A 19,638-nucleotide genomic window follows, 5' to 3' on the forward strand; every position below is an offset into this window, starting at 1 on the left:
AACCTACGGCAGGTGCCGCTCCTCCGCACCGTTGTACTCGCTCAGCGGCCGGATCAGGGAGTTGGCTTCGAGCTGCTCCATGATGTGCGCCGTCCACCCGGTGATCCGCGCGGCCACGAACAGCGGCGTGAACGTGAGCGTGTCGAAGCCCATCAGGTGGTAGACCGGACCGGCCGGGTAGTCCAGGTTCGGCAGGATGTTCTTGCGCTCACCCATGGCCGATTCCAGTGCCGTGTACAGCTCGCCCATGTCCGGACGGTCGTAGTACTTGACCATGTTGTCCAGGGCGGACTTCATGGTCGGCACCCGGGAGTCGCCGTTCTTGTAGACCCGGTGGCCGAAGCCCATGATCTTCTTCTTCTCCGCCAGCGCCTCGTCCAGCCAGGCGGCAGCGTGGGCGGCGACGTCGCCGTCGGCCGCGCTCTCGGTGATCTCCGCGAACGTGTGCATGACTGCTTCGTTCGCGCCGCCGTGCAGCGGGCCCTTGAGCGCACCGATGGCACCGGTCACGGCCGAGTGCAGGTCCGACAGCGTGGAGGTGATGACGCGGGCGGTGAAGGTGGACGCGTTGAAGGAGTGCTCCGCGTACAGGATCATCGAGACGTTGAAGGCCTCCACCACCTCGGGGGCGGCTTCCTCGCCGAAAGTCATCCAGAGGAAGTTCGCCGAGTAGTCCAAGTCGTCGCGCGGTTCCACGACGTCCTCGCCGCGGCGGCGGCGCTGGTCGTAGGCGACGACGGCGGGCATGGCAGCAAAGAGGCTGACGGCCTTGTCCATGTTGGCCTGGACAGAGGAATCCCCGGCCTGCTCATGGGATGCGCCGAGCACGGATGCCGCGGTACGGCAGACGTCCATCGGGTGGCAGGTCACGGGCAGCGCGTCAATGACGGCCTTCAGCTCGGGGGTGAGGGCGCGCTGGCTGCGTTCCCCTTCGGTGAACTCCGCCAGCTGCGCTTCGGTGGGGAGCTCGCCGTTCCACAGCAGGTAGGCCACCTCTTCGAAACTGCACCGGGCGGCGAGTTCCTGGACGGGATAGCCGCGGTACAGCAGGGAATTGGTCTCCGGGTTGACCTTGGAAACGCGGGTGGTGTCTACGAGTACCCCCGCCAGGCCCTTGTGGATCTGGGTGTCTGTCATTGGTGCTGACTCCTTTGTCGTGCAGGAAATGGGTGGCGGGTCCTAGCGGGTGCCCGGAACCTGGAAGTTGAAAACGGACGTGTCGAACTGGTTGTACGCCTCATAATCCACCAGTTCGTACAAACGCGCACGTGTGAGCATGTTGGGGACATCGGCCTGCTGGGTGCCGTGCGCCTTGATGGTCTCCAGGGTGCGTTCGGCTGCGCCCATGGCGCTGCGCAGCAGGGTGACCGGGTAGATCACCATGTTCACCCCAGCCGAGGCCAGCTCGTCGTAGGTGAACAGGTCGCTCTTGCCGAACTCGGTCATGTTCGCCAGGATCGGCACGTCGACGGCGGCACGGATGGCCGCGAACTCCTCCAGGGACTTCATCGCCTCCGGGAAGATGGCGTCCGCTCCGGCGTCGACCAGGGCGCGGGCCCGGTCCTGCGCCGCTTCCAGGCCGTCCACGGCGCGGATGTCGGTGCGGGCCATGATCAGGAAGTTCGGATCCCGGCGGGCATCGGCGGCGGCCCGGATGCGCTTGACCGCGGTGTCGGTGTCCACCACGTTCTTGCCGTCCAGATGCCCGCAGCGCTTGGGGTTGAACTGGTCCTCGATGTGGCAGCCGGCCAGGCCGGCGTTTTCGAGTTCCTGGATGGTGCGGGCCACGTTCATCGGCTCGCCGAAACCGGTGTCCGCGTCCACGATGGCGGGCAGGTTGGTCATCCGGGCAATCTGTCCGGCGCGGGTGGCCACCTCGGTGAGCGTAGTGAGGCCGATGTCCGGCAGGCCCAGGTCATTGGCCAGGACGGCGCCGGAGATGTAGACGCCGTCGAAGCCTTTTTCCTCGATCAGGCGCGCCGAGAGCGGGTTGAAGGCACCCGGGAACTGCTGCAGGGTGCCGGAGGCCAGTCCTTCGCGGAAAGCAATCCGCTTGGCCTCGGGGGTTACGGAGGAGTACAGCATTTAGAAGAGTCCCTTCGGTGCGGCGGCGGGGTTGATGACGCCCTCGGCAGCGGTGATGTTCAGCTGGTCCAGCTGCCCGGTGGCCAGTTCGGGCAGGCGCTGGACGGTGGCAAGGAAGCGGTCGATTTCCTCGGCCGAGACCAGGCCCTCCGCCAGGGTGCGGAACTTGTTGATGTACTGCTCGCGGGTGAACGGCTTGGCGCCGAGCGGGTGGGCATCGGCGACGGCGATTTCGTCGGTGATGACGGTGCCGTCGGTCAGCACGATGGTCACCTTGCCGCCGAAGGCCTTTTCGCTGATGTCCAGCGAGTGGTAGCGGCGGGTCCATTCCGGATCCTCCACGGTGGTGACCTTGTGCCACAGAGCCACGGTGTCCGGCCGGCCGGCGCGCTCGGGGGAGTAGGAATCCACGTGGTGCCAGGCGCCGTCCTGCAGGGCGACGGTGAAGATGTACGGGATCGAGTGGTCCAGGGTTTCGCGCGAGGCGGTGGGATCGTACTTCTGCGGATCGTTGGCGCCGGAGCCGATCACGTAGTGGGTGTGGTGCGAGGTGGCGATCAGGACGCTTTCCACGTTGGCCGCATCCGCTGCCTCGGGGTGCTCGGCGTGGATCTTGCGGGCCAGGTCGATCCAGGCCTGCGCCTGGTACTCGGCGGAGTGTTCCTTGGTGTAGGTGTCCAGGATGGCCCGCTTGGCTTCGCCGTCTTCGGGCAGCGGCACTTCGTAGGCGGCGTCGGGGCCGTCCAGCAGCCAGGCAATAACGCCGTCTTCACCCTCATAGATGGGGGTGGGGGAGGTCTGGCCGCGCATGGCCCGGTCCACGGCCTCGACGGCCATCTTGCCGGCGAACGCCGGAGCGTGTGCCTTCCAAGTGGAGATCTCGCCCTTGCGGGACTGGCGGGTGGCGGTGGTGGTGTGCAGGGCCTGGCCGACGGCCTGGAAGATGGTGTCGACGTCGAGCCCCAGCAGGGTGCCGATGCCGGCCGCTGCGGACGGGCCGAGGTGGGCCACGTGGTCGATCTTGTGCTTGTGCAGGCAGATGGCCTTGGCCAGGTTGACCTGGATTTCGTAGCCGGTGGCGATGCCGCGGATCAGGTCCCGGCCCGAGGCGCCGGTGTGCTGCGCAACGGCGAGGACGGGCGGGATGTTGTCACCAGGGTGGGAGTACTCGGCGGCGAGGAAGGTGTCGTGGTAGTCCAGTTCGCGCACGGCCACGCCGTTGGCCCAGGCGGCCCACTCGGGGGAGGTCTTGGCCAGCACGCCGAAGACAGAGGCGCCCTTGCCGTGGGCGGACGGGGAGAAGGAGAGGGCCTGGGCACGGGCGGCGACGATCGGGCCGCGGTTCAGCGAAGCGACGGCCACGGAGGCGTTGTCGATGATGCGGTTGATGACCATGTCCGTGACGTCGTCGGTGACCTCAACGGGATCGGCGGCAACCTTGGCGATCTTGTAGGCCAGCTGGTCTTCGCGGGCCAGTTTTTCGTCGGAGCGGTAGACCCGTACTTTGTTCAGGTTCAAGGGATTGTCCTTATCTCGGGGGTGGTGATCCGGGCGGATCGAAGGTGTTCAAGACTTTTGTGCAGGTGGACCGATACCGAGGCGCTCGCCAGGTCCGGGTCTCCTGTTGCCACGGCGGCGGCGATGGTGGCGTGTTCCCCGGCGGTTTCCAGCAGCCGTGCGGGGTTGTCCTTGGCCAGGCGCCGTACCCGGGCCAGGTGCAGCCTGACGTTGCCCAGCGCCTGTGTGAGGTAGGAATTCGCCGCGGCGGTGTCGATGGCGGCGTCGAGTTCGGCCACCAGTTCGTAGTAGCCGCCGCGGTTCTGCCGGTCGGAGGTACTGATGAGGCTGCCTGCCGAGCGGAAGCGGGACTGCAGTTCTTCAAAGACCGCTGCCTGCCCGCGCACGGCTGCAAGGGCCGCACTTTTGCATTCCAGCGCCTGGCGCAGTTCAAAGAGTTCGGCGACGGTGTCGAGGGAGATGCCGGTAACGACGACGCCGCGTCCGCTGTGCGGTGCGGCCAGGCCGTCAGCAGTCAGCCGGCTCAGTGCTTCACGCAGGGGAGTGCGGGAAATACCCAGACGCGCGGACTGCTCCACTTCGCCCAGGACGGTGCCCGGCGGGAGCCGCCACTCCACGATGTCCTGCCGCAGGGCGGCGTACGCGCGGTCACTGGCCCGCATGGTGCGCCTCCTTGATATCTGCGTCACGTTTCCCCACAGTGTATACACGAGTGGGGCAAAAAGCGTATCCGTGGTCACATTCACGGGAGTCGTCGGAGGTTGTGTATACATTTACCGCCAGACTCGGACCGTATTTGCGGGAACGGAAACCGACGGCGCGCCGGCGCACGATGCTGGGCAGCGGCCCCAACCTCGGGCTTCCGCTGACTACCCGCTGATAGAACGGCTTGGCTCTACGCACCCGGTGCAAGGCTTTACCGCCGAGCTATCCTAAAGGCCCGAGCGCAGCGTTGCGCCGCAGGAGACAGGTGCCGTTTATGCAGCAGCTTCCCACGCCCAGCATCACCCGGAACCACCAAAGCCATGCTCCGCTCTCGGAACTCGACCGCATCACCGAACTAGCCGGCGACCTCGCCGGGCAGTTCGAACTGGTGCCGCTTCTCGAACGCGTGCTCGGGCACGCCGTCGCCCTCCTCGGCTGCGAGAGTGGTTCCATCTCCATCGTGCATGAAGCCGAGGGGTACTACCGCAAGGAAGTGGATCAAGGCGTCGGATGCCACCAGGGCCAGACGTTTCCGCTGACGGAAGGCCTGACCGGCCAGATCGTCGCGACGCGGGGGACTGTCATCCTCGACTGCTACGCGTCCGTGCCCGCAGGCCACATCGACCCTGACGATCCGAGGTGGCGGAGCGCCGTCATCGGTGTCCCTATCGCATGGGACGGCGCCATCATCGGTACCTTCGCCATCTTCAGCAATGGGCCCGGCCGCGTCTTCACTGCCGAAGACGCTTCCCTCGTGGAACTTTTTGCGAACCACGCTGCCATCGCCATCATGAACAGCAGGCTTCATCAGGCCGCCGCGGCGAAAGAGCGTGAGGCCGCGGTTGCCGGTGAGCGGGAACGGGCTGTGCAGGAAGTCCACGAAACCATCGGCCGATCGCTGAGCTCGCTCCTGCTCCACCTCGACCGTGCGGACAAGGCTACGCCGGGGGGCTCGCCCTCTATCGCGCACATCGACTCTGCCCGTGTGCTCGCCCACGAGGCACTCTTCGAGGCCCGACGCACGGTGCTTGGCCTCGCCCCCTCCAGCCTTGCCGGCAGCACGATCGAGGAGGCTGTCCGGCAGGAACTCGATATTGTGAGTGCCGGCTATCCCATCACCATCACGCTCCTTGTCACCGGCGAGCAGCACGATCTGGCGCCCGTCGTGGCCCATCAGCTCTTCATGGTGATCCAGGAAGCCCTGGCCAACGTCGTCGCCCACTCCCGTGCCACCACCTGTCGGATCGGGATCTTCTACGAAGAAGCAGGCCTGACAGTCATCGTCGAGGACAACGGGCGCGGATTCGAGCGCCCGAACATCCAGGGCGACATAGGAAGCACGCAGGGCAGACGGCTCGGCCTGCACGGCATAGCCGCCCGCGCACACTATCTGCGGGGCGAAGTCCACGTGGACTCAACGCCGGGCTGGGGCACCAGCATCCGCGTGCAGGTGCCGTATTCCTCCAACGGCGACGCATCCCGGGAACGGTGGAAAGTTCTTGTTGCGTGTACCCAACCGCTCATCCGCGCCGGACTCGTCCGGCTGCTTGAAACGTCCGAGCCGTCCGTCCAGGTCCTCGGCGAAGTCACCACGTTGGAGGACCTCACCGAATCCGTGTCACTGCTCCAACCGGACATGATTGTCCTCGATGACCTCCTGCTCGGCGAATATGCAGGGGCGCGATCGATCGGCAGCGACACGGTCGAGAGGCCCGTCGTCGTTGTCATCGATCACCCGACCAATGAGCAGCTGACGCTTTCGGCGTCGTCGGGCGTGCGGGGTTTCGTCTCGTTGTCCTCGACTCCCACGGAAGTGGCACGCGTCGTCGTCGCGGCTGCCCGGGGGGACGCGCTGCTGGACGGTGCGATCTTCAGCCGCCTCGCGGAGGGCCGCGGCACCTCTGAACCCGCAGCGAATACCTCCCGCCTGACCGCCCGGGAACTGGAGGTACGGACCCTGCTGGCGGAGGGGCTGGCAGACAAGCAGATTGCCACGCGTCTGGGAATCTCCGTGAAGACGGTGGAGAAGCATGTGGGCGCGATGCTTCGGAAGACCGGTGCCCGCAACCGCACCATGCTGGTGACCGGAGCAGTAGGACAGGCCTCAGTAGGCAGCCGCACCCGCTGAAGCCACCTCCTGGTCCTGCTCAATGGTGCCCGTGGAGACCCCGACGGCGCCCATGATGCTGCCATCGCGTACCAGCGGGATGCCGCCCGGGAATACCGCGAGCCGGCCGCCGTGGGCGTCGCTCAGCCCGTAGATGGGACCGTCCGGCCGCGTGACTCCCTGCAGGTCGCCGGTTTCACACTGGAACGCAATGGCCGTGTAGGCCTTGTTGATCGAGATGGTGATACTGCCGATGTTGGCGCCGTCCATTCGGACGTGTGCCTTGAGGTTCCCGCCGGCGTCGACGACGGCGATGTCCATCGGCTGGCCGATTTCCGTCGCCTTCGCTGCGGCGGCGTCGATGACGCGGCGGGCTTCCTCGGCGGTGATGGTCTCGAGCACTGATCCCTGTGGCATGGGTGTCCTTCGTCATTGATGTGGAAGACATGCTGGCCGGAGCGGCCGCGCCCCACATAACCACTGAAGTCGTGCGCTGGCGAGGTAGTGATTACCCCCACAGGGAGGGAGGGGTAATTACCCATTCCGGCGTGGAGGCCGCGCGCCTAGCGTGGGCAGAAGCCAAGCCAGGAGGAAGTGTTGTGGGCGTTGTGCCGCTGAAGGACATTGTTGATCCGGCGTTCCGCGAGCGCTACGGCGTGCCCGCCATCAACATCTTCAATGACCTGACCATGGAGGGCGTCCTCGCAGGAGCTGTGGAGGCGAACTCACCGGTGATCCTGCAGACCTCGGTCAAGACCGTACGCAGCATCGGGTCCCGGGTCCTCTTCGACATGTGGCAGTCGATGACGCGCGGCATCGAGGTGCCCGTCACCCTGCATCTGGACCATTGCCCGGACCGCGCGGTGGTCACCGAATGCCTCAAGGCCGGCTGGAATTCGGTGCTCTTCGACGCCTCCAACCTGCCCGTCGAGGAAAACCAGCGCCAGACCGTCGAGGTCGTCGCCGAAGCCCGCAGCTACGGCGCCCAGGTGGAGGGCGAGATCGAGGCGATCACCGGAGTCGAGGACGACCACGGGTCCGACGACGTCTCCAAGCAGCAGAGCCTTGACGTGGCACTGGCCTTTATTGACGCCACCGGGATAGACGTCTTCGCCCCCTCGATCGGCAACGCCCACGGCAGCTACAAGGCCGCACCCGTGCTCGACGCCGAACGCGTCACACAGATCGTCGAGGCGCGCAACGTGCCCATCGCCCTGCACGGTGGCAGCGGCCTCAGCGCCGGGCAGTTCGCGGACCTCATTGCCCGCGGCTGCGCGAAGGTCAACATTTCCACCGCGCTCAAGGAGACCTACATGCAGTCCAGCCTGGCCTTCCTGAAGCAGGCCGAGCAGAACAGCAAGTGGGATCCGCCGTCGCTGTTTCGACACACCCGGGCCGATGTCGTCTCGATGGTCACGGACCTCTGCACACAGTTCGGCAGTGCAGGCAAGGACGGCCGTTGACCATGCCCGCCCTCATCTTCGATTGCGACGGCGTGCTCGCCGACACCGAACAGTACGGACACCTGCCCGCCTTCAACCAGACCTTCGCCGACTTCCATGTTCCCGTGCAGTGGTCGGTAGAGGAGTACGCCGAGAAGGTGAAGATCGGCGGAGGTAAGGAGAGGATGCGCAGCATCCTCACACCCTCGCTCTCCGAGTCGCTGGGCCTGGAGAACGACGACGCCGTCGACAGGGCGATTCTCTCCTGGCATCGGCGGAAGACCGAGGTCTACAAGGGGCTGGTGGAGAGCGGCGTTATGCCCGCGCGGCCGGGCATCGCCCGGATCGTCCAGGAAGCGCACGACGCCGGCTGGACCCTCGCCGTCGCTTCCACCTCCGCAGAACCCGCTGTACGCGCCGTCCTGACGCACGCCGTCGGGGACGACCTCGCGGTGCACTTCTCCGTGTTCGCCGGTGACGTGGTGTCGGCGAAGAAGCCTGCGCCGGACATCTACCTCCTCACGCTAAAGGAACTCGGCGTGGAACCGCAGGACGCGATCGTTGTCGAGGACAGTGCGAACGGGCTGCGTGCCGCCGTCGGCGCCGGACTTCGTACCGTCGTGACGGTCAGCGGTTTCACCCGCGGGGAGGACTTCACGGGCGCAGAGCTTGTGGTCTCCTCGCTGGGCGATCCCGACGGAGAGCAGGCCGAGGTGCTCGCAGACCCGCATGGCGTCCGTCCTTCCGGCGCAGTCACCCTCGCCGTCCTGCAGGAGTTGCTTGATCTACCTGCCACAACGCACGAAACGGAGACACCATGAGCAGCACCGATCTGGCCGACGTCGAATTCGTTGTCCGCTCCCTGGCCCAGACTGCCGTCGACAAGGAGGAGGCGTTCGGGGACCTTGACGCCGTGGTGGGAGACGGTGACCTGGGGTATTCCCTCGCCCGCGGCTTCGAGAAGGTCCTGGCAGATTGGGACTCGTTCAAGCGCGACGATGTGGCTACCTTCCTGCAGCAGATCGCGCTCGCCATCTCCAGCAGGATCGGTGGAACCTCGGGTCCGCTGTGGGGCACGGCGTTCCTGCGGGCGTCCGCGGCCGCGAAGACGCTGGACACGATCGACGGCGCCGCCGTCGTCTCCATGCTGCGCGGGGCCACCGACGGCATCAAGGCTCGCGGTAACTCCGACCTTGGTGACAAGACCCTGCTGGACGCCCTGATACCTGCAACCGATGAACTCGAGCGCCAACTCGCCGCGGGCGCGTCGCCGGTTCAATGCCGTGCCGCTTTCGCTGCCAAGACCCGCGAGTGCGCTGATGCAACCTCGGCACTGGAAGCCAAGCGGGGGCGGGCCAGCTATAGCGGAGCGCGCAGCATCGGTTCCCCGGACGCCGGGGCGGCGGCGGTCGCCATCATCGTCGAGCGTATGGTCGCCGACTGGCCCTGACTATTCTTCACCCGCATCAATTTGTCCCTGCCAACTCACAACGACGTGGAGCCCCCATGAAAAAGTTCGTCAACGATCCGCAGCAGTTCGTCCCGGATATGCTCGAGGGCCTCGCCCTCGCGAACCCGGACACCCTGAAGTACGTGCCGGAGTACAACCTGATCATGCGCGCCGACGGTCCGGACCAGGAGAAGGTCTCCATCGTGCAGGGCTCTGGCTCAGGGCATGAGCCGGCCCACGTGATGATCGTCGGCAGGGGAATGCTCGACGCCGCCTGCCCGGGGGACGTGTTTGCGGCGCCGCCGCTCGATTACGTGTACGAGACCACCAAGCTCATGGCCTCGCCCAAGGGTGTGCTGCTGCTGGTGAATAACTACACCGGCGACAAGATGGTGTTCGACATGGCGCAGGAAATGTCCTCCGCCGAGGGCATCGAGGTCAAGACGCTCTTCATCAATGACGACGTCTCCGTCGAGGACTCCACCTACACGATCGGCCGACGCGGTGTTGCCGGTAATTTTTTCGTTATCAAGGCAGTGGCCGCCGCCGCCGAGCGCGGGGCGGACCTCGACGAAGTGATCCGCATCGGTGAGAAGGTCAATTCCGTGACCCGGACGATGGGTGTCGCCCTGACCGCCTGTACTCCGCCGGCGAAGGGGAGCCCGCTGTTCGAGCTCGGAGAGGACGAGATCGAGATGGGCGTCGGCATCCACGGCGAGCCGGGCCGGCGCAGGGCGAAGATGATGAGCGCCAACGAGATTGTCGAAGAGCTCCTCGGCCCGGTGGTGCGTGACCTGCCCTTCCGTGAGGGAGACCGCGTGGCGCTCATGGTCAACGGACTCGGCGGCACTCCGATCAGCGAGCTGTACCTCCTGTACGGGCAGGCACACAAGCGTCTCGCGGAGCAGGGCATCAGCGTGGGCCGCAGCTACGTGGGGGAGTACTGCACGTCCCTGGATATGGCCGGTGCGTCCATCACCCTGGTGAAGCTCGACGACGAGATCGAGTCGCTGCTCATGGATCCCGCCGAGATCCCCATCCGGGTCTTCTAAATCCAGCGCCACCAGACACCGTTGATGTCCCCGGCAGGTCGAAAAGGAGGCGTCCGCAGGCCCGTCCTCGAGTAGCATGGCGTACTACGCCGGATCAAGGAGGATTCATGGGTGGGCACGAAACGTACGCACAGGCCTATGCACGCAGCAGTTCCGATCCCGAAGGGTTCTGGCTCGCTGCAGCCGCCCTGGTGGACTGGGACAAGCCGCCGTCCCGCGCCCTCGAGGACGCCAGGGCGCCGCTGTACTCCTGGTATCCGGACGCGGAGCTCAACACCTCCTACAACGCCCTGGACCGCCACGTGGCCGCCGGCCGCGGAGACACCGCGGCGCTGATCTACGACTCCGCGATGCTCGGCACCACGCGCACCTATACCTACAGCCAGTTGCTGGCCGAGGTTGAACGGTTCGCCGGCGTGCTGCGCGGGCTCGGCGTCGGCTCCGGGGACCGCGTGATCATCTACCTGCCGATGATCCCCGAAGCCGTGATCGCGATGCTGGCCACCGCCCGGCTGGGCGCGGTCCACTCCGTGGTGTTCGGGGGATTCGCCCCGCGGGAGCTCGCCGCCCGGATCGACGACGCCGGTCCCACGGTGATCGTGACGGCCAGCGGCGGACTCGAACCCAAGCGCGCCGTCGAATACCTGCCGGCCGTCGCCGAGGCCCTGGAAACCGCCACGCACCGGGTGGCCGCCGTCGTCGTGGCCGATCGGACGGGCTTCACGGCTACCCGCGAGGAGTTTGACGGCACCGGCGGTGCGGCCTGGCATGACTGGAACGCGCTCGCCGCAGCTGCCATGCCCGTCGGACCGGTCTCCGTGGCCGCCGCCGATCCGCTGTACATCCTCTACACCTCCGGCACCACGGGCGCACCCAAGGGCGTGGTGCGGGACAACGGCTCCCACGCGGTGGCGATGGCCTGGTCCATGGAGAACATCTACGGGGTGGGGCCGGGGCGGGTGATGTGGACCGCCTCCGATGTCGGCTGGGTGGTGGGCCACTCCTACATCGTCTACGGACCGTTGATCGCCGGCGCCACCACCGTGCTGTACGAGGGCAAGCCCGTGGGCACCCCGGACGCAGGCGCGTTCTGGCGGGTGGCAGCGGAGCACGGCGTCGACGTCCTGTTCACCGCACCGACCGCGCTGCGCGCCATCCGGAAGGCCGACCCGGCCGCCGCCGAACCCGGCCGTTACGACCTCTCGAGGCTGCGGCACCTCTTTGCCGCCGGCGAGCGCCTGGACCCGGCCACGCTGGAGTGGGCGGAGGCTGCCCTCGGGGTGCCGGTGATCGACCACTGGTGGCAGACCGAAACCGGCTGGGCCATCTGCGCCAACCCCGTGGGACTGGAGGAACTGCCGGTCAAGGCCGGGTCGCCCACCGTCCCGGTTCCCGGGTTTGCCGTGCGCGTGCTCGGGCCGGACGGGAAGCGGGTGCCGGCCGGAACGGAGGGCAACATCGCACTGGAACTGCCGCTGCCGCCGGGAACCCTCCAGACGCTCTGGGGCAGCGACGAACGCTACCGCGCCGCGTACCTGGAGGTTTTCGACGGCTACTACGCCACCGGTGACTCGGGGTACGTGGACGAGGACGGCTACGTGTTCGTGATGGGCCGTACCGACGACGTCATCAACGTCTCCGGCCACCGGCTCTCCACCGGCGCCATGGAACAGGCGGTGGGCTCCCATCCGGCCGTCGCCGAAGCGGCGGTGATCGGCATCGCGGATCCGGTGAAGGGCCAGCGCCCGTCCGGCTACGTGGTGCTGAAGGCAGGAACGGAGATCGACGCCGACGTGCTGCGCGCCGAACTGGTCGAACGGGTGCGCTCGCAGATCGGCCCGGTGGCGGACTTCAAGGACGTGTACGTGGTGGACGCCCTGCCCAAGACCCGGTCCGGGAAGGTGCTGCGCAAGACCATGCGCCAGATTGCCGACGGCGTTCCGCACACCGTGCCCTCCACCATCGAGGATCCCGGCGTGCTGGAAGCCCTGACCGCGGTGCTGCGTCCGGTGCCCTAGGCCGCGGCTGGGCGCCTCACCGGCGCCAGCTGTACTCCAGCTCCGGCCGGCCCCGGGTGCCGTACCTCGGCGAGCGCAGCACCGACTGCTGGTCCGCCAGGTACTCCAGGTAGCGGCGGGTGGTGATCCGGGACATGGCCAGCGACTCTGCTGCCTCAGTGGCGGAGAGCGGTGCCCGGGCACCCTTGAGCAGATCCGCCACGGCCTCCAGCGTTTCCGCGGACAGGCCCTTGGGCAGCTGTCCTGCCACGGCAGGACGGAGGGCGGCAAAGGCACTGTCGACTTCGCTTTGCGTGGTGGAGGCGGCCTGCTCGGCCATCCGACGCCGGTATTCGGCGTAGGCGGTGAGCTTGGCGCTGAACGCCGAATACGTAAACGGCTTGATGAGGTACTGGACAATGCCGCCGGACATGGCGCTGCGGACCACCGCCAGGTCCCGGACCGCGGTGATGGCTATGACGTCCACGGGCAGTCCGGCCCCGCGGATCCGGCGCAGCAGGTCCAGCCCGTGCAGGTCAGGCAGGTTCATGTCCAACAGCACCAGGCCGATCTCGGCTTCGCTGCCCGACGGCGCGGACTCGGCGTCCTTGAGCGCTTCCAGTGCTTCGGCGCCGGTGCGTGCAATGCCCGCCAGCCGGAAGCCCGGCGTCCGGCGGACATACTCGGCGTGGGCCTCGGCGGGGATTTCCTCATCCTCGACCACCAGCACGCCGACGGCGGGGGAGTGCCGCGTCACGATGCTGCCTCAGCCCGGGGGGCCGGAGCCTGGGGGGCCGGAGTAGAGGCCGAATCCGGCAGCGGGAGTTCCACACTGAAGCAGGCCCCCGGGCCGCCCAGTACCTGGATGCTTCCGCCCAGCCGCGTCACCGCCTGGCGGACCAGTGCCAGGCCGATTCCGCGGCCGGACAGCACCCGTCCCTGCGGCAGCGCCTTCGTACTGAACCCCTGTTCGAAGATATGTTCGATTATCTCGGGGTCCACGCCCGCGCCGTCGTCCTGCACCTCGATCAGCAGCTGGCCGTCTCCGCTGCCCAGGTACAGGCGCACGGAGTCCTCCGCGGCGTCGAACGCGTTGTCCAGCAGGTTGCCGATGATGGTCACCAGCTCCACCGGTTCCAGCCCGGCCCCGCTGAATCGTCCCGTTTCCGGGCCCACCTCGATGTCCAGTTCGATGCCGCGCTCGCGGGCCTGCGCCGCCTTGCCCATCAGCAGGGCGGTTACCGCCGGTTCCTCCACGACGGCCAGCACTTCGTCATTGAGCTGCTGGGACTGTTCCAGATCGGCGGTGGCAAACCGCAGGGCTTCATCGCTGCGCCCCAGCTCGATCAGGGACGCCAGCGTGTGCACGCGGTTGGCGTGCTCATGGGCCTGGGCGCTCAGGGCATCGGCCAGCGTCCGCATGGAGGCCAGTTCACCGGTGAGGGATTCGACGTCGGTATGGTCCCGCAGCGTAGTGACCGTGCCGAACCGCCGGCCGTGCGGCCCTGCGGACACCGCTGCGGACTGGTTGACCACCAGGATGCGCTCGCCGGTGAGGTGGATTTCCTCCCTGGCGTCCCGGCCGGAGCGCAACAGGGATGCCAGCGGTCCGGGAAGATCCGGCAGTTCCCGGCACCGCACGGCGGGATCTGCCGGCGGCAGCCCCAGCAGGACGGCGGCTTCGTCGTTGTAGAGCACCAACTGTCCCCGGTCATTGAGCAGCAGCAGCCCCTCACGCACCGAATGCAGCGCCGAATCGTAGAAAGCGTACATGTGTGTCAGCTCCGCGGGACCGAGGCCGTGCGTGGCCCGGCGCAGATAGCGGCTGAGCAGGTAGGACCCCACGGCTCCGGCAGCGAGCGCGGCCGCGTCGATGGCGAACAGCTCCGGCAGCCGTGCATCGCGGGCAATGGCCACCCGGTCCACCGTGATGCCGGCGGCGACCAGCGCGGTGACGTTGCCGGCGTCGTCGTACACCGGGGTGACGGCGCGGACCGAGGGTCCCAGCGTGCCGGTGTAGGTTTCCGTGAAGCTCTCTCCCGCCAGGGCCGGATCGATGGAACCGATGTAGGGCCTGCCGATCTGCTCGGCGTTCCGGTGCGTGAACCGCGTGCGGTCCGTGTCCATGATGGTCAGGAAGTCCACCCCGACGTCGTCCATCACCTCCCGCGCATAGTCCTGCAGGCCCGCCGGATCGGTGGAGTCGACGGCGGTGCGGACGGCATCCGCGGCAGCCACGGTGCCGGCGACGGCGAGCATCCGGGAGCCCGTTTCCTCATACGTGTTCTCTTCGGCCTGCTGGTACAGCCCCCAGGCGATCCCGCCCGAAACGCACAGGATGAACGCAAGCTGGGCCAGGAACAGCCGTCCTGCCAGGCTCCGTCGGTGCACGTTTGGTCCTTTGTCGCGGATCCTTACGGGGCGTAAGGAGTTTTCTTGAGAACAATATGAACACAAGGGTGACTGTGATCACATAAGCATCGAAGATGGAAGCCGACCACACGCATCAAGGAGTACCGCCATGGCAGCTGCCGCTAATCCCTACGACGGTTCACAGAAGAGCCGTAAGCGGGACAGAACACATTTCCTCTACATCGCCGTAATCGCTGCGGTGGTGCTCGGTGCCGTACTCGGGCTTCTTGCCCCCGAGTTCGCGAAGAGCCTCAAGCCCCTCGGAACGGGGTTCATCAACCTCATCAAGATGATGATTGCCCCCGTCATCTTCTGCACCATTGTCCTAGGCATCGGATCAATCGCCAAAGCAGCCACGGTCGGCAAGGTGGGCGGCCTGGCGCTTGGCTACTTCATCATCATGTCCACCTTCGCGCTGGCCATCGGCCTCGTGGTGGGTAACCTCATCCACCCGGGCGAAGGCCTGGACCTGCAGGCTTCCGCTGGTGCCGCCCCGGCTGCCCCCGAGGAAGGGGAGGGGATGACGGGCTTCCTTCTGAGCATCATCCCCACCACACTGCTGGCCTCCCTCACCGGCGAGTCCATCCTGCAGACCCTGTTTGTTGCCCTGCTGGTCGGCTTTGCCCTGCAGAAGATGGGACCGGCGGGAGCGCCGGTGCTCAAGGGAATCGGCTACATCCAGGCCCTGGTGTTCCGGATCCTCATGATGATCATGTGGCTGGCTCCCATCGGCGCCTTCGGTGCCATCTCCGCCGTCGTCGGCGAGACCGGCATCCAGGCGATCGTGAGCATGGCCACCCTGATGGTTGCCTTCTACATCACCTGCATCCTCTTCATCGTCGTCATCCTGGGCGGGCTGCTGAAGCTGGTCACCGGGTTCAGCATCTTCAAGCTCATGCGGTACCTGGGCCGTGAGTACCTGCTGATCTTCTCCACCTCCTCTTCCGAGGTGGCCCTGCCCCGCCTGATCGCAAAGATGGAACACCTGGGCATTTCCAAGCCCGTGGTCGGCGTTACGGTTCCGACCGGTTATTCCTTCAACCTCGACGGAACCGCCATCTACCTGACCATGGCCGCACTGTTCGTGGCCTCGGCCATGGGCAAGCCGCTGGAACTGGGCGAACAGATTTCCCTGCTGGTCTTCATGATCATTGCCTCGAAGGGCGCCGCAGGCGTCACCGGTGCAGGCCTGGCCACGCTGGCCGGCGGACTGCAGTCCCACCGCCCCGACCTGATCGAAGGCGTGGGCCTGATTGTCGGCATCGACCGCTTTATGTCCGAGGCCCGCGCCCTGACCAACTTCACCGGCAACGCCGTGGCCACCGTCCTCATCGGCACCTGGACCAAGGAAATCGACAAGGAACAGGTCAAGGCGGTCCTGGACCGCGAACTGCCCTTCGACGAAGCGAGCATGAACGTCGACGCCGGCACTGACGAACCGCGGCAGACGGCGGAATCCGCCGAACTGGCCGCCACGGTTCCCAGCCCTGCCGGCAGTTCCGCAGTCGCCGGCACCGCCGGCGATCCGCGGCACTAAGGCGCCAGCACTACAACCGGCAGTACCTCGAAACGCGCTCCGCCCCGGAAGACACCGGGGCGGAGCGCGTTTTGCGTGTGCTGCCGGCGGGAATCCGGGCGAGTGCATAATGGTCCTCGATGCCCGCTCTACGAAACGGTGGACCTTCCATGACAGCACTTGGCCCCTATCTGCCGCGCGGGACATTGAGCAGCCGGGTGCAGCCGACCCTCGACGCGGACGGCCTGGTCCTGCGGCCCTGGCGCGACGACGACGCCGCCGTGGTGGCGGAGGCGTACGGCGAGCCGGACATCTCGCACTTCAACCGGCGGACGATGGCAACCGAAGCCGAAGCCCTTGAATGGATCCGCCGCTGGAGTACCCGCTGGCAGGAGGAATCCGGTGCCAACTGGGCCGTATGCAGCAGCGGCCGGAACGTGGTGGGGCGCGTGGCTCTCAGCCGCGTCAATCTGTACGAAGGCGATGCTGAACTGGGCTATTGGGTGCTTCCGGGGGATCGGGGAAACGCGGTGGCATCCCGGGCCGTGGACGCGCTGGCGCGGTGGGCCTTCGGCGCGGCAGGCCTCATGCGCCTCCAGCTTTCCCACTCGGTGCGCAACCAGGCTTCCTGCGCCGTCGCCCGGAAGACCGGTTTCGCGTTGGAAGGAACCAAGCGCAGTGCCCTCAGGCATGCCGACGGCTGGCACGACATGCATCTGCATGCTGCCGTCCGCCCTCAACGTTCGAGTTCTACTTGAGCGTCAAGGCTCGCCGGTCATCACAGCCCTGATTCGCGGGATGGCCGTGGCGCGGCTGTAACCTTGACAAAGACAGCCCGCAGCAAAGCTAGATACGGAAGCGTGGATTTATACGTGAGCAGCGAACAGGGTTCATCAACTCTGCAGGACGCAACCGGAGCCGACACGGCGATGGGTCCAACCGGACGTCCCCTGACGGTATTCCCCGAGCCTCCCGTCCTCACGTCCCATGGTCCTGCCCGGATCATTGCGATGGTGAACCAGAAGGGCGGGGTCGGCAAGACCACCTCCACCATCAACCTTGGTGCCGCCCTCGCGGAAGCCGGCCGCCGCGTGCTGCTGGTGGACTTTGACCCGCAGGGCGCCCTGTCCGCAGGGATGGGAGCCAACCCGCACGAGCTGGACCTCACCGTCTACAACGTGCTGATGGACCGGAAGGTGGATATCCGCGAGGCGATCCACGAAACCTCCATCGAGAACATCCACCTGCTGCCGGCCAATATCGACCTTTCCGCAGCCGAGGTGCAGCTCGTGAACGAGGTGGCCCGCGAGCAGGTGCTCGAACGCGCACTGCGCCGGGTATCGGATGACTACGACGTCATCCTCATCGACTGCCAGCCTTCCCTGGGCCTGCTGACCGTCAACGCCCTGACCGCCGCGCACGGCGTGATCATCCCGCTGATCTGCGAGTTCTTTGCCCTGCGTGCGGTGGCCCTGCTGGTGGAAACCATCGAGAAGGTCCAGGACCGGCTCAACCCCAGCCTCCAGGTGGACGGCGTCCTGGCGACCATGTACGACGCCCGCACCCTGCACAGCCGTGAAGTGATTTCCCGCCTCGTGGAAGCCTTCGGGGACAAGGTCTTCGAAACGGTCATCAAGCGGACCATCAAGTTCGCCGACGCCACTGTGGCGGCCGAACCGATCACCTCGTACGCCGGCAACCACCCGGGCGCGGACTCCTACCGCCGTCTCGCCAAGGAACTGATTGCCCGCGGCGGCGCGCCCTAAGCCGGCGCCCGCCCCGGCGGAGCCGGAGGCCAGGGAGCCGGGTTCGCAGGATCCGGCCGCCCGCGCCGGCTTCGAAGTCCGGCTGGCAAACTTCACCGGGCCCTTCGATGTCCTGCTGGGACTGATTTCCAAGCACGAGCTGGACATCACCGAAATTGCCCTTGCCGCCGTCACCGATGAATTCCTGGGCTACATCCGGGAACTCTTCGGTACCGGACCCGAGGTCGCGCTGGATGAGGCGAGCGAATTCCTGGTTATTGCCGCCACCCTCCTGGACCTCAAGGCAGCACGTCTGCTTCCGGCCGGCGACGTGGAGGACGAGGAAGACGTCGCCCTGCTCGAAGCCCGTGACCTGCTGTTCGCCCGGCTGCTGCAGTACAAGGCGTTCCGCGAGATGGCCGCCCTGATGGGGGAGCGGCTGACGGACGAGGCGCGGCGTTACCCGCGGCAGGTATCCCTGGATCCGCACTTCGCGGCGATGCTTCCCGAGCTGGTCTGGCGGACCACGCCGCAGCAGTTCGCGGACCTGGCCGCGCGTGCCCTGCAGCCGCGCGACGAGCAGCCTCCGACAGTGGGGCTTGAACACCTGCACGCGCCCAAGACCAGCGTCCGGGAGCAGGCGCTAATCCTCGCGGAACGGCTCGCTGCAGACGGCGCGGCCACCTTCGGTGCCCTGGTGTCCGACGCCGACGGTCCCGTGGCGGTGGCCCGGTTCCTCGCGCTGCTGGAAATGTTCCGCGACGGAGCCGTCAGCTTTGAACAGCCTGCCCCGCTGGGTGAGCTGCTCATCACGTGGACCGGAGGGGCGGATCCGGCAGGCGGGGTTGCCGCCGTGGGAGATGAATATGACGGTGAGGGCGCCGGCGAAAACAGCGGATCCAATGGCGCAGCAGTCCAACACACAACCTTGGAAGAGGACCGGTCATGACGGCGGAACCTGGTTTTGGTCCGGGCACAAGCGGCGGGGACGACACCCGCGAAGACGTTGCAGCACTTCCCGGGGGAGTGAAGGCCGCCGTCGAGGCGGTGCTGATGGTGGTGGACGAACCTGCTGCCCCCGCGGTGCTGGCCTCGGTGATCGGCGTGCCGGAGCCGGAAGTGCTCGCGGCCCTCACGGAACTGCAGCGGGAGTATGACGGTTATACTGGGGATGGACCCGAGGGCGCACCGCGTGGTTTTGAACTCCGTGACGTAGCAGGCGGATGGCGGATTTTTTCCCGCGCTGACTATGCGCCCGTTGTGTCGAAGTTTGTACTGGAAGGCCAGAGTGCACGGCTGTCGCAGGCCGCACTGGAAACATTGGCGGTGATTGCCTATCGGCAGCCCGTCTCCCGGGCCCGGGTCTCCGCGATCCGGGGAGTAAACGTCGATTCGGTGGTCCGCACGCTGGTTCAGCGTGGATTGATCGTCGACGCCGGCACCGAACCGGAAACCGGTTCGCTGCTGTACCGGACCACGCCGTACTTTCTGGAACGGCTTGGTTTGGGCAGCCTCGACGAACTTCCACAGATTGCACCGCACCTGCCCGGGCTGGAAAACCTGGCCGAATATGAAGACACTACTTATTAACCGCTACACCCAAAGGACT

The 19,638-nt window shown here is 66.6% G+C and carries 18 protein-coding genes; 11 read left to right on the forward strand and 7 right to left on the reverse strand.

The genetic code is table 11. The features are described from left to right. Positions 1 to 3 precede the first annotated feature (3 nt). From N2K98_RS06525 to N2K98_RS06540, 4 genes are read right to left on the reverse strand one after another with little or no spacing between them, the layout of a single operon-like run. Positions 4 to 1,137, reverse strand: coding sequence for a bifunctional 2-methylcitrate synthase/citrate synthase (locus tag N2K98_RS06525; protein WP_255865265.1), 1,134 nt, complete (start codon positions 1,135 to 1,137; stop codon positions 4 to 6). A gap of 42 nt (positions 1,138 to 1,179) precedes the next feature. Continuing rightward, positions 1,180 to 2,085, reverse strand: coding sequence for a methylisocitrate lyase (gene prpB, locus N2K98_RS06530; protein ID WP_227933236.1), 906 nt, complete (start codon positions 2,083 to 2,085; stop codon positions 1,180 to 1,182). After that, a complete protein-coding gene (locus N2K98_RS06535) occupies positions 2,086 to 3,603 on the reverse strand; it encodes an MmgE/PrpD family protein (protein ID WP_255865266.1) in 1,518 nt (505 codons plus the stop codon). Beyond that, positions 3,600 to 4,265 carry a GntR family transcriptional regulator gene (locus N2K98_RS06540; RefSeq protein ID WP_255865267.1) on the reverse strand — a complete coding sequence of 222 codons (666 nt, stop codon included), beginning with the start codon at positions 4,263 to 4,265 and terminating at the stop codon, positions 3,600 to 3,602. Before N2K98_RS06540 ends, N2K98_RS06535 begins: the two co-directional genes overlap by 4 nt. Positions 4,266 to 4,582: 317 nt before the next feature. On the opposite strand from N2K98_RS06540, the gene N2K98_RS06545 reads away from it, so the two are divergent. Next, on the forward strand, positions 4,583 to 6,436 hold the full coding sequence (locus tag N2K98_RS06545) for a hybrid sensor histidine kinase/response regulator transcription factor (protein ID WP_255865268.1): 1,854 nt from the start codon (positions 4,583 to 4,585) through the stop codon (positions 6,434 to 6,436). On the opposite strand, the gene N2K98_RS06550 is transcribed toward N2K98_RS06545, so the two are convergent. Beyond that, a complete protein-coding gene (locus N2K98_RS06550) occupies positions 6,413 to 6,832 on the reverse strand; it encodes a GlcG/HbpS family heme-binding protein (RefSeq protein WP_255798143.1) in 420 nt (139 codons plus the stop codon). The genes N2K98_RS06545 and N2K98_RS06550 overlap by 24 nt on opposite strands. Positions 6,833 to 7,014: 182 nt before the next feature. Here N2K98_RS06550 and N2K98_RS06555 point away from each other — a divergent pair, with 182 nt between their 5' ends. The 5 genes from N2K98_RS06555 to N2K98_RS06575 all read left to right on the forward strand — a co-directional run bounded on the left by N2K98_RS06555 (position 7,015) and on the right by N2K98_RS06575 (position 12,377). Then, a complete protein-coding gene (locus N2K98_RS06555) occupies positions 7,015 to 7,878 on the forward strand; it encodes a class II fructose-bisphosphate aldolase (RefSeq protein ID WP_255798142.1) in 864 nt (287 codons plus the stop codon). Positions 7,879 to 7,880: 2 nt separating this feature from the next. Beyond that, positions 7,881 to 8,678 carry an HAD-IA family hydrolase gene (locus N2K98_RS06560; RefSeq protein WP_255865269.1) on the forward strand — a complete coding sequence of 266 codons (798 nt, stop codon included), beginning with the start codon at positions 7,881 to 7,883 and terminating at the stop codon, positions 8,676 to 8,678. Beyond that, positions 8,675 to 9,307, forward strand: a complete 633-nt coding sequence (gene dhaL / locus N2K98_RS06565; RefSeq protein WP_255798140.1) for a dihydroxyacetone kinase subunit DhaL — start codon at positions 8,675 to 8,677, stop codon at positions 9,305 to 9,307. The genes N2K98_RS06560 and dhaL overlap by 4 nt, the downstream gene beginning before the upstream one ends. Before the next feature lie 56 nt (positions 9,308 to 9,363). Further along, the gene (dhaK, locus tag N2K98_RS06570) at positions 9,364 to 10,359 is read left to right on the forward strand and encodes a dihydroxyacetone kinase subunit DhaK (protein WP_255798139.1); all 996 of its coding nucleotides are present in this window, start codon (positions 9,364 to 9,366) and stop codon (positions 10,357 to 10,359) included. Between the two features lie 107 nt (positions 10,360 to 10,466). Continuing rightward, positions 10,467 to 12,377: an AMP-binding protein gene (locus N2K98_RS06575; protein ID WP_255865270.1), complete on the forward strand. Its 1,911-nt coding sequence runs from the start codon at positions 10,467 to 10,469 to the stop codon at positions 12,375 to 12,377. A gap of 16 nt (positions 12,378 to 12,393) precedes the next feature. On the opposite strand, the gene N2K98_RS06580 is transcribed toward N2K98_RS06575, so the two are convergent. Both N2K98_RS06580 and N2K98_RS06585 read right to left on the reverse strand, forming a co-directional pair. Next, a complete protein-coding gene (locus tag N2K98_RS06580; protein WP_255798137.1) occupies positions 12,394 to 13,113 on the reverse strand; it encodes a response regulator in 720 nt (239 codons plus the stop codon). After that, positions 13,110 to 14,747, reverse strand: a complete 1,638-nt coding sequence (locus N2K98_RS06585; protein ID WP_255865271.1) for a sensor histidine kinase — start codon at positions 14,745 to 14,747, stop codon at positions 13,110 to 13,112. Before N2K98_RS06585 ends, N2K98_RS06580 begins: the two co-directional genes overlap by 4 nt. Positions 14,748 to 14,877: 130 nt before the next feature. On the opposite strand from N2K98_RS06585, the gene N2K98_RS06590 reads away from it, so the two are divergent. The 5 genes from N2K98_RS06590 (at position 14,878) to scpB (ending at position 19,619) form a co-directional block, all read left to right on the forward strand. Then, entirely contained in the window at positions 14,878 to 16,305 is a 1,428-nt protein-coding gene (locus tag N2K98_RS06590) for a cation:dicarboxylate symporter family transporter (RefSeq protein ID WP_255798135.1), read from the forward strand. Positions 16,306 to 16,454: 149 nt separating this feature from the next. Beyond that, a complete protein-coding gene (locus N2K98_RS06595) occupies positions 16,455 to 17,042 on the forward strand; it encodes a GNAT family N-acetyltransferase (protein ID WP_255865272.1) in 588 nt (195 codons plus the stop codon). A gap of 114 nt (positions 17,043 to 17,156) precedes the next feature. After that, positions 17,157 to 18,050, forward strand: coding sequence for a ParA family protein (locus tag N2K98_RS06600; protein ID WP_255798133.1), 894 nt, complete (start codon positions 17,157 to 17,159; stop codon positions 18,048 to 18,050). After that, positions 18,028 to 18,978 carry a segregation and condensation protein A gene (locus N2K98_RS06605; RefSeq protein ID WP_407080013.1) on the forward strand — a complete coding sequence of 317 codons (951 nt, stop codon included), beginning with the start codon at positions 18,028 to 18,030 and terminating at the stop codon, positions 18,976 to 18,978. Before N2K98_RS06600 ends, N2K98_RS06605 begins: the two co-directional genes overlap by 23 nt. After that, complete coding sequence (scpB, locus tag N2K98_RS06610; RefSeq protein ID WP_255798132.1) at positions 18,975 to 19,619, forward strand: SMC-Scp complex subunit ScpB; 645 nt, start codon at positions 18,975 to 18,977, stop codon at positions 19,617 to 19,619. The genes N2K98_RS06605 and scpB overlap by 4 nt, the downstream gene beginning before the upstream one ends. The last annotated feature ends 19 nt before the right edge of the window (positions 19,620 to 19,638 follow it).

This window comes from Arthrobacter jinronghuae, from assembly GCF_025244825.1.
In the GTDB taxonomy this organism is placed as follows: Bacteria; Actinomycetota; Actinomycetes; order Actinomycetales; family Micrococcaceae; genus Arthrobacter_B; species Arthrobacter_B jinronghuae.

Excerpts from the sequence above, each read along its gene's own strand:
- N2K98_RS06525 (WP_255865265.1), bottom strand. The coding sequence starts at position 1,137 with ATGACAGACACCCAGATCCACAAGGGCCTGGCGGGGGTACTCGTAGAC.
- prpB (WP_227933236.1), bottom strand. The coding sequence starts at position 2,085 with ATGCTGTACTCCTCCGTAACCCCCGAGGCCAAGCGGATTGCTTTCCGC.
- N2K98_RS06540 (WP_255865267.1), bottom strand. The coding sequence starts at position 4,265 with ATGCGGGCCAGTGACCGCGCGTACGCCGCCCTGCGGCAGGACATCGTG.
- N2K98_RS06545 (WP_255865268.1), top strand. The coding sequence starts at position 4,583 with ATGCAGCAGCTTCCCACGCCCAGCATCACCCGGAACCACCAAAGCCAT.
- N2K98_RS06550 (WP_255798143.1), bottom strand. The coding sequence starts at position 6,832 with ATGCCACAGGGATCAGTGCTCGAGACCATCACCGCCGAGGAAGCCCGC.
- N2K98_RS06560 (WP_255865269.1), top strand. The coding sequence starts at position 7,881 with ATGCCCGCCCTCATCTTCGATTGCGACGGCGTGCTCGCCGACACCGAA.
- dhaL (WP_255798140.1), top strand. The coding sequence starts at position 8,675 with ATGAGCAGCACCGATCTGGCCGACGTCGAATTCGTTGTCCGCTCCCTG.
- dhaK (WP_255798139.1), top strand. The coding sequence starts at position 9,364 with ATGAAAAAGTTCGTCAACGATCCGCAGCAGTTCGTCCCGGATATGCTC.
- N2K98_RS06575 (WP_255865270.1), top strand. The coding sequence starts at position 10,467 with ATGGGTGGGCACGAAACGTACGCACAGGCCTATGCACGCAGCAGTTCC.
- N2K98_RS06590 (WP_255798135.1), top strand. The coding sequence starts at position 14,878 with ATGGCAGCTGCCGCTAATCCCTACGACGGTTCACAGAAGAGCCGTAAG.
- N2K98_RS06595 (WP_255865272.1), top strand. The coding sequence starts at position 16,455 with ATGACAGCACTTGGCCCCTATCTGCCGCGCGGGACATTGAGCAGCCGG.
- scpB (WP_255798132.1), top strand. The coding sequence starts at position 18,975 with ATGACGGCGGAACCTGGTTTTGGTCCGGGCACAAGCGGCGGGGACGAC.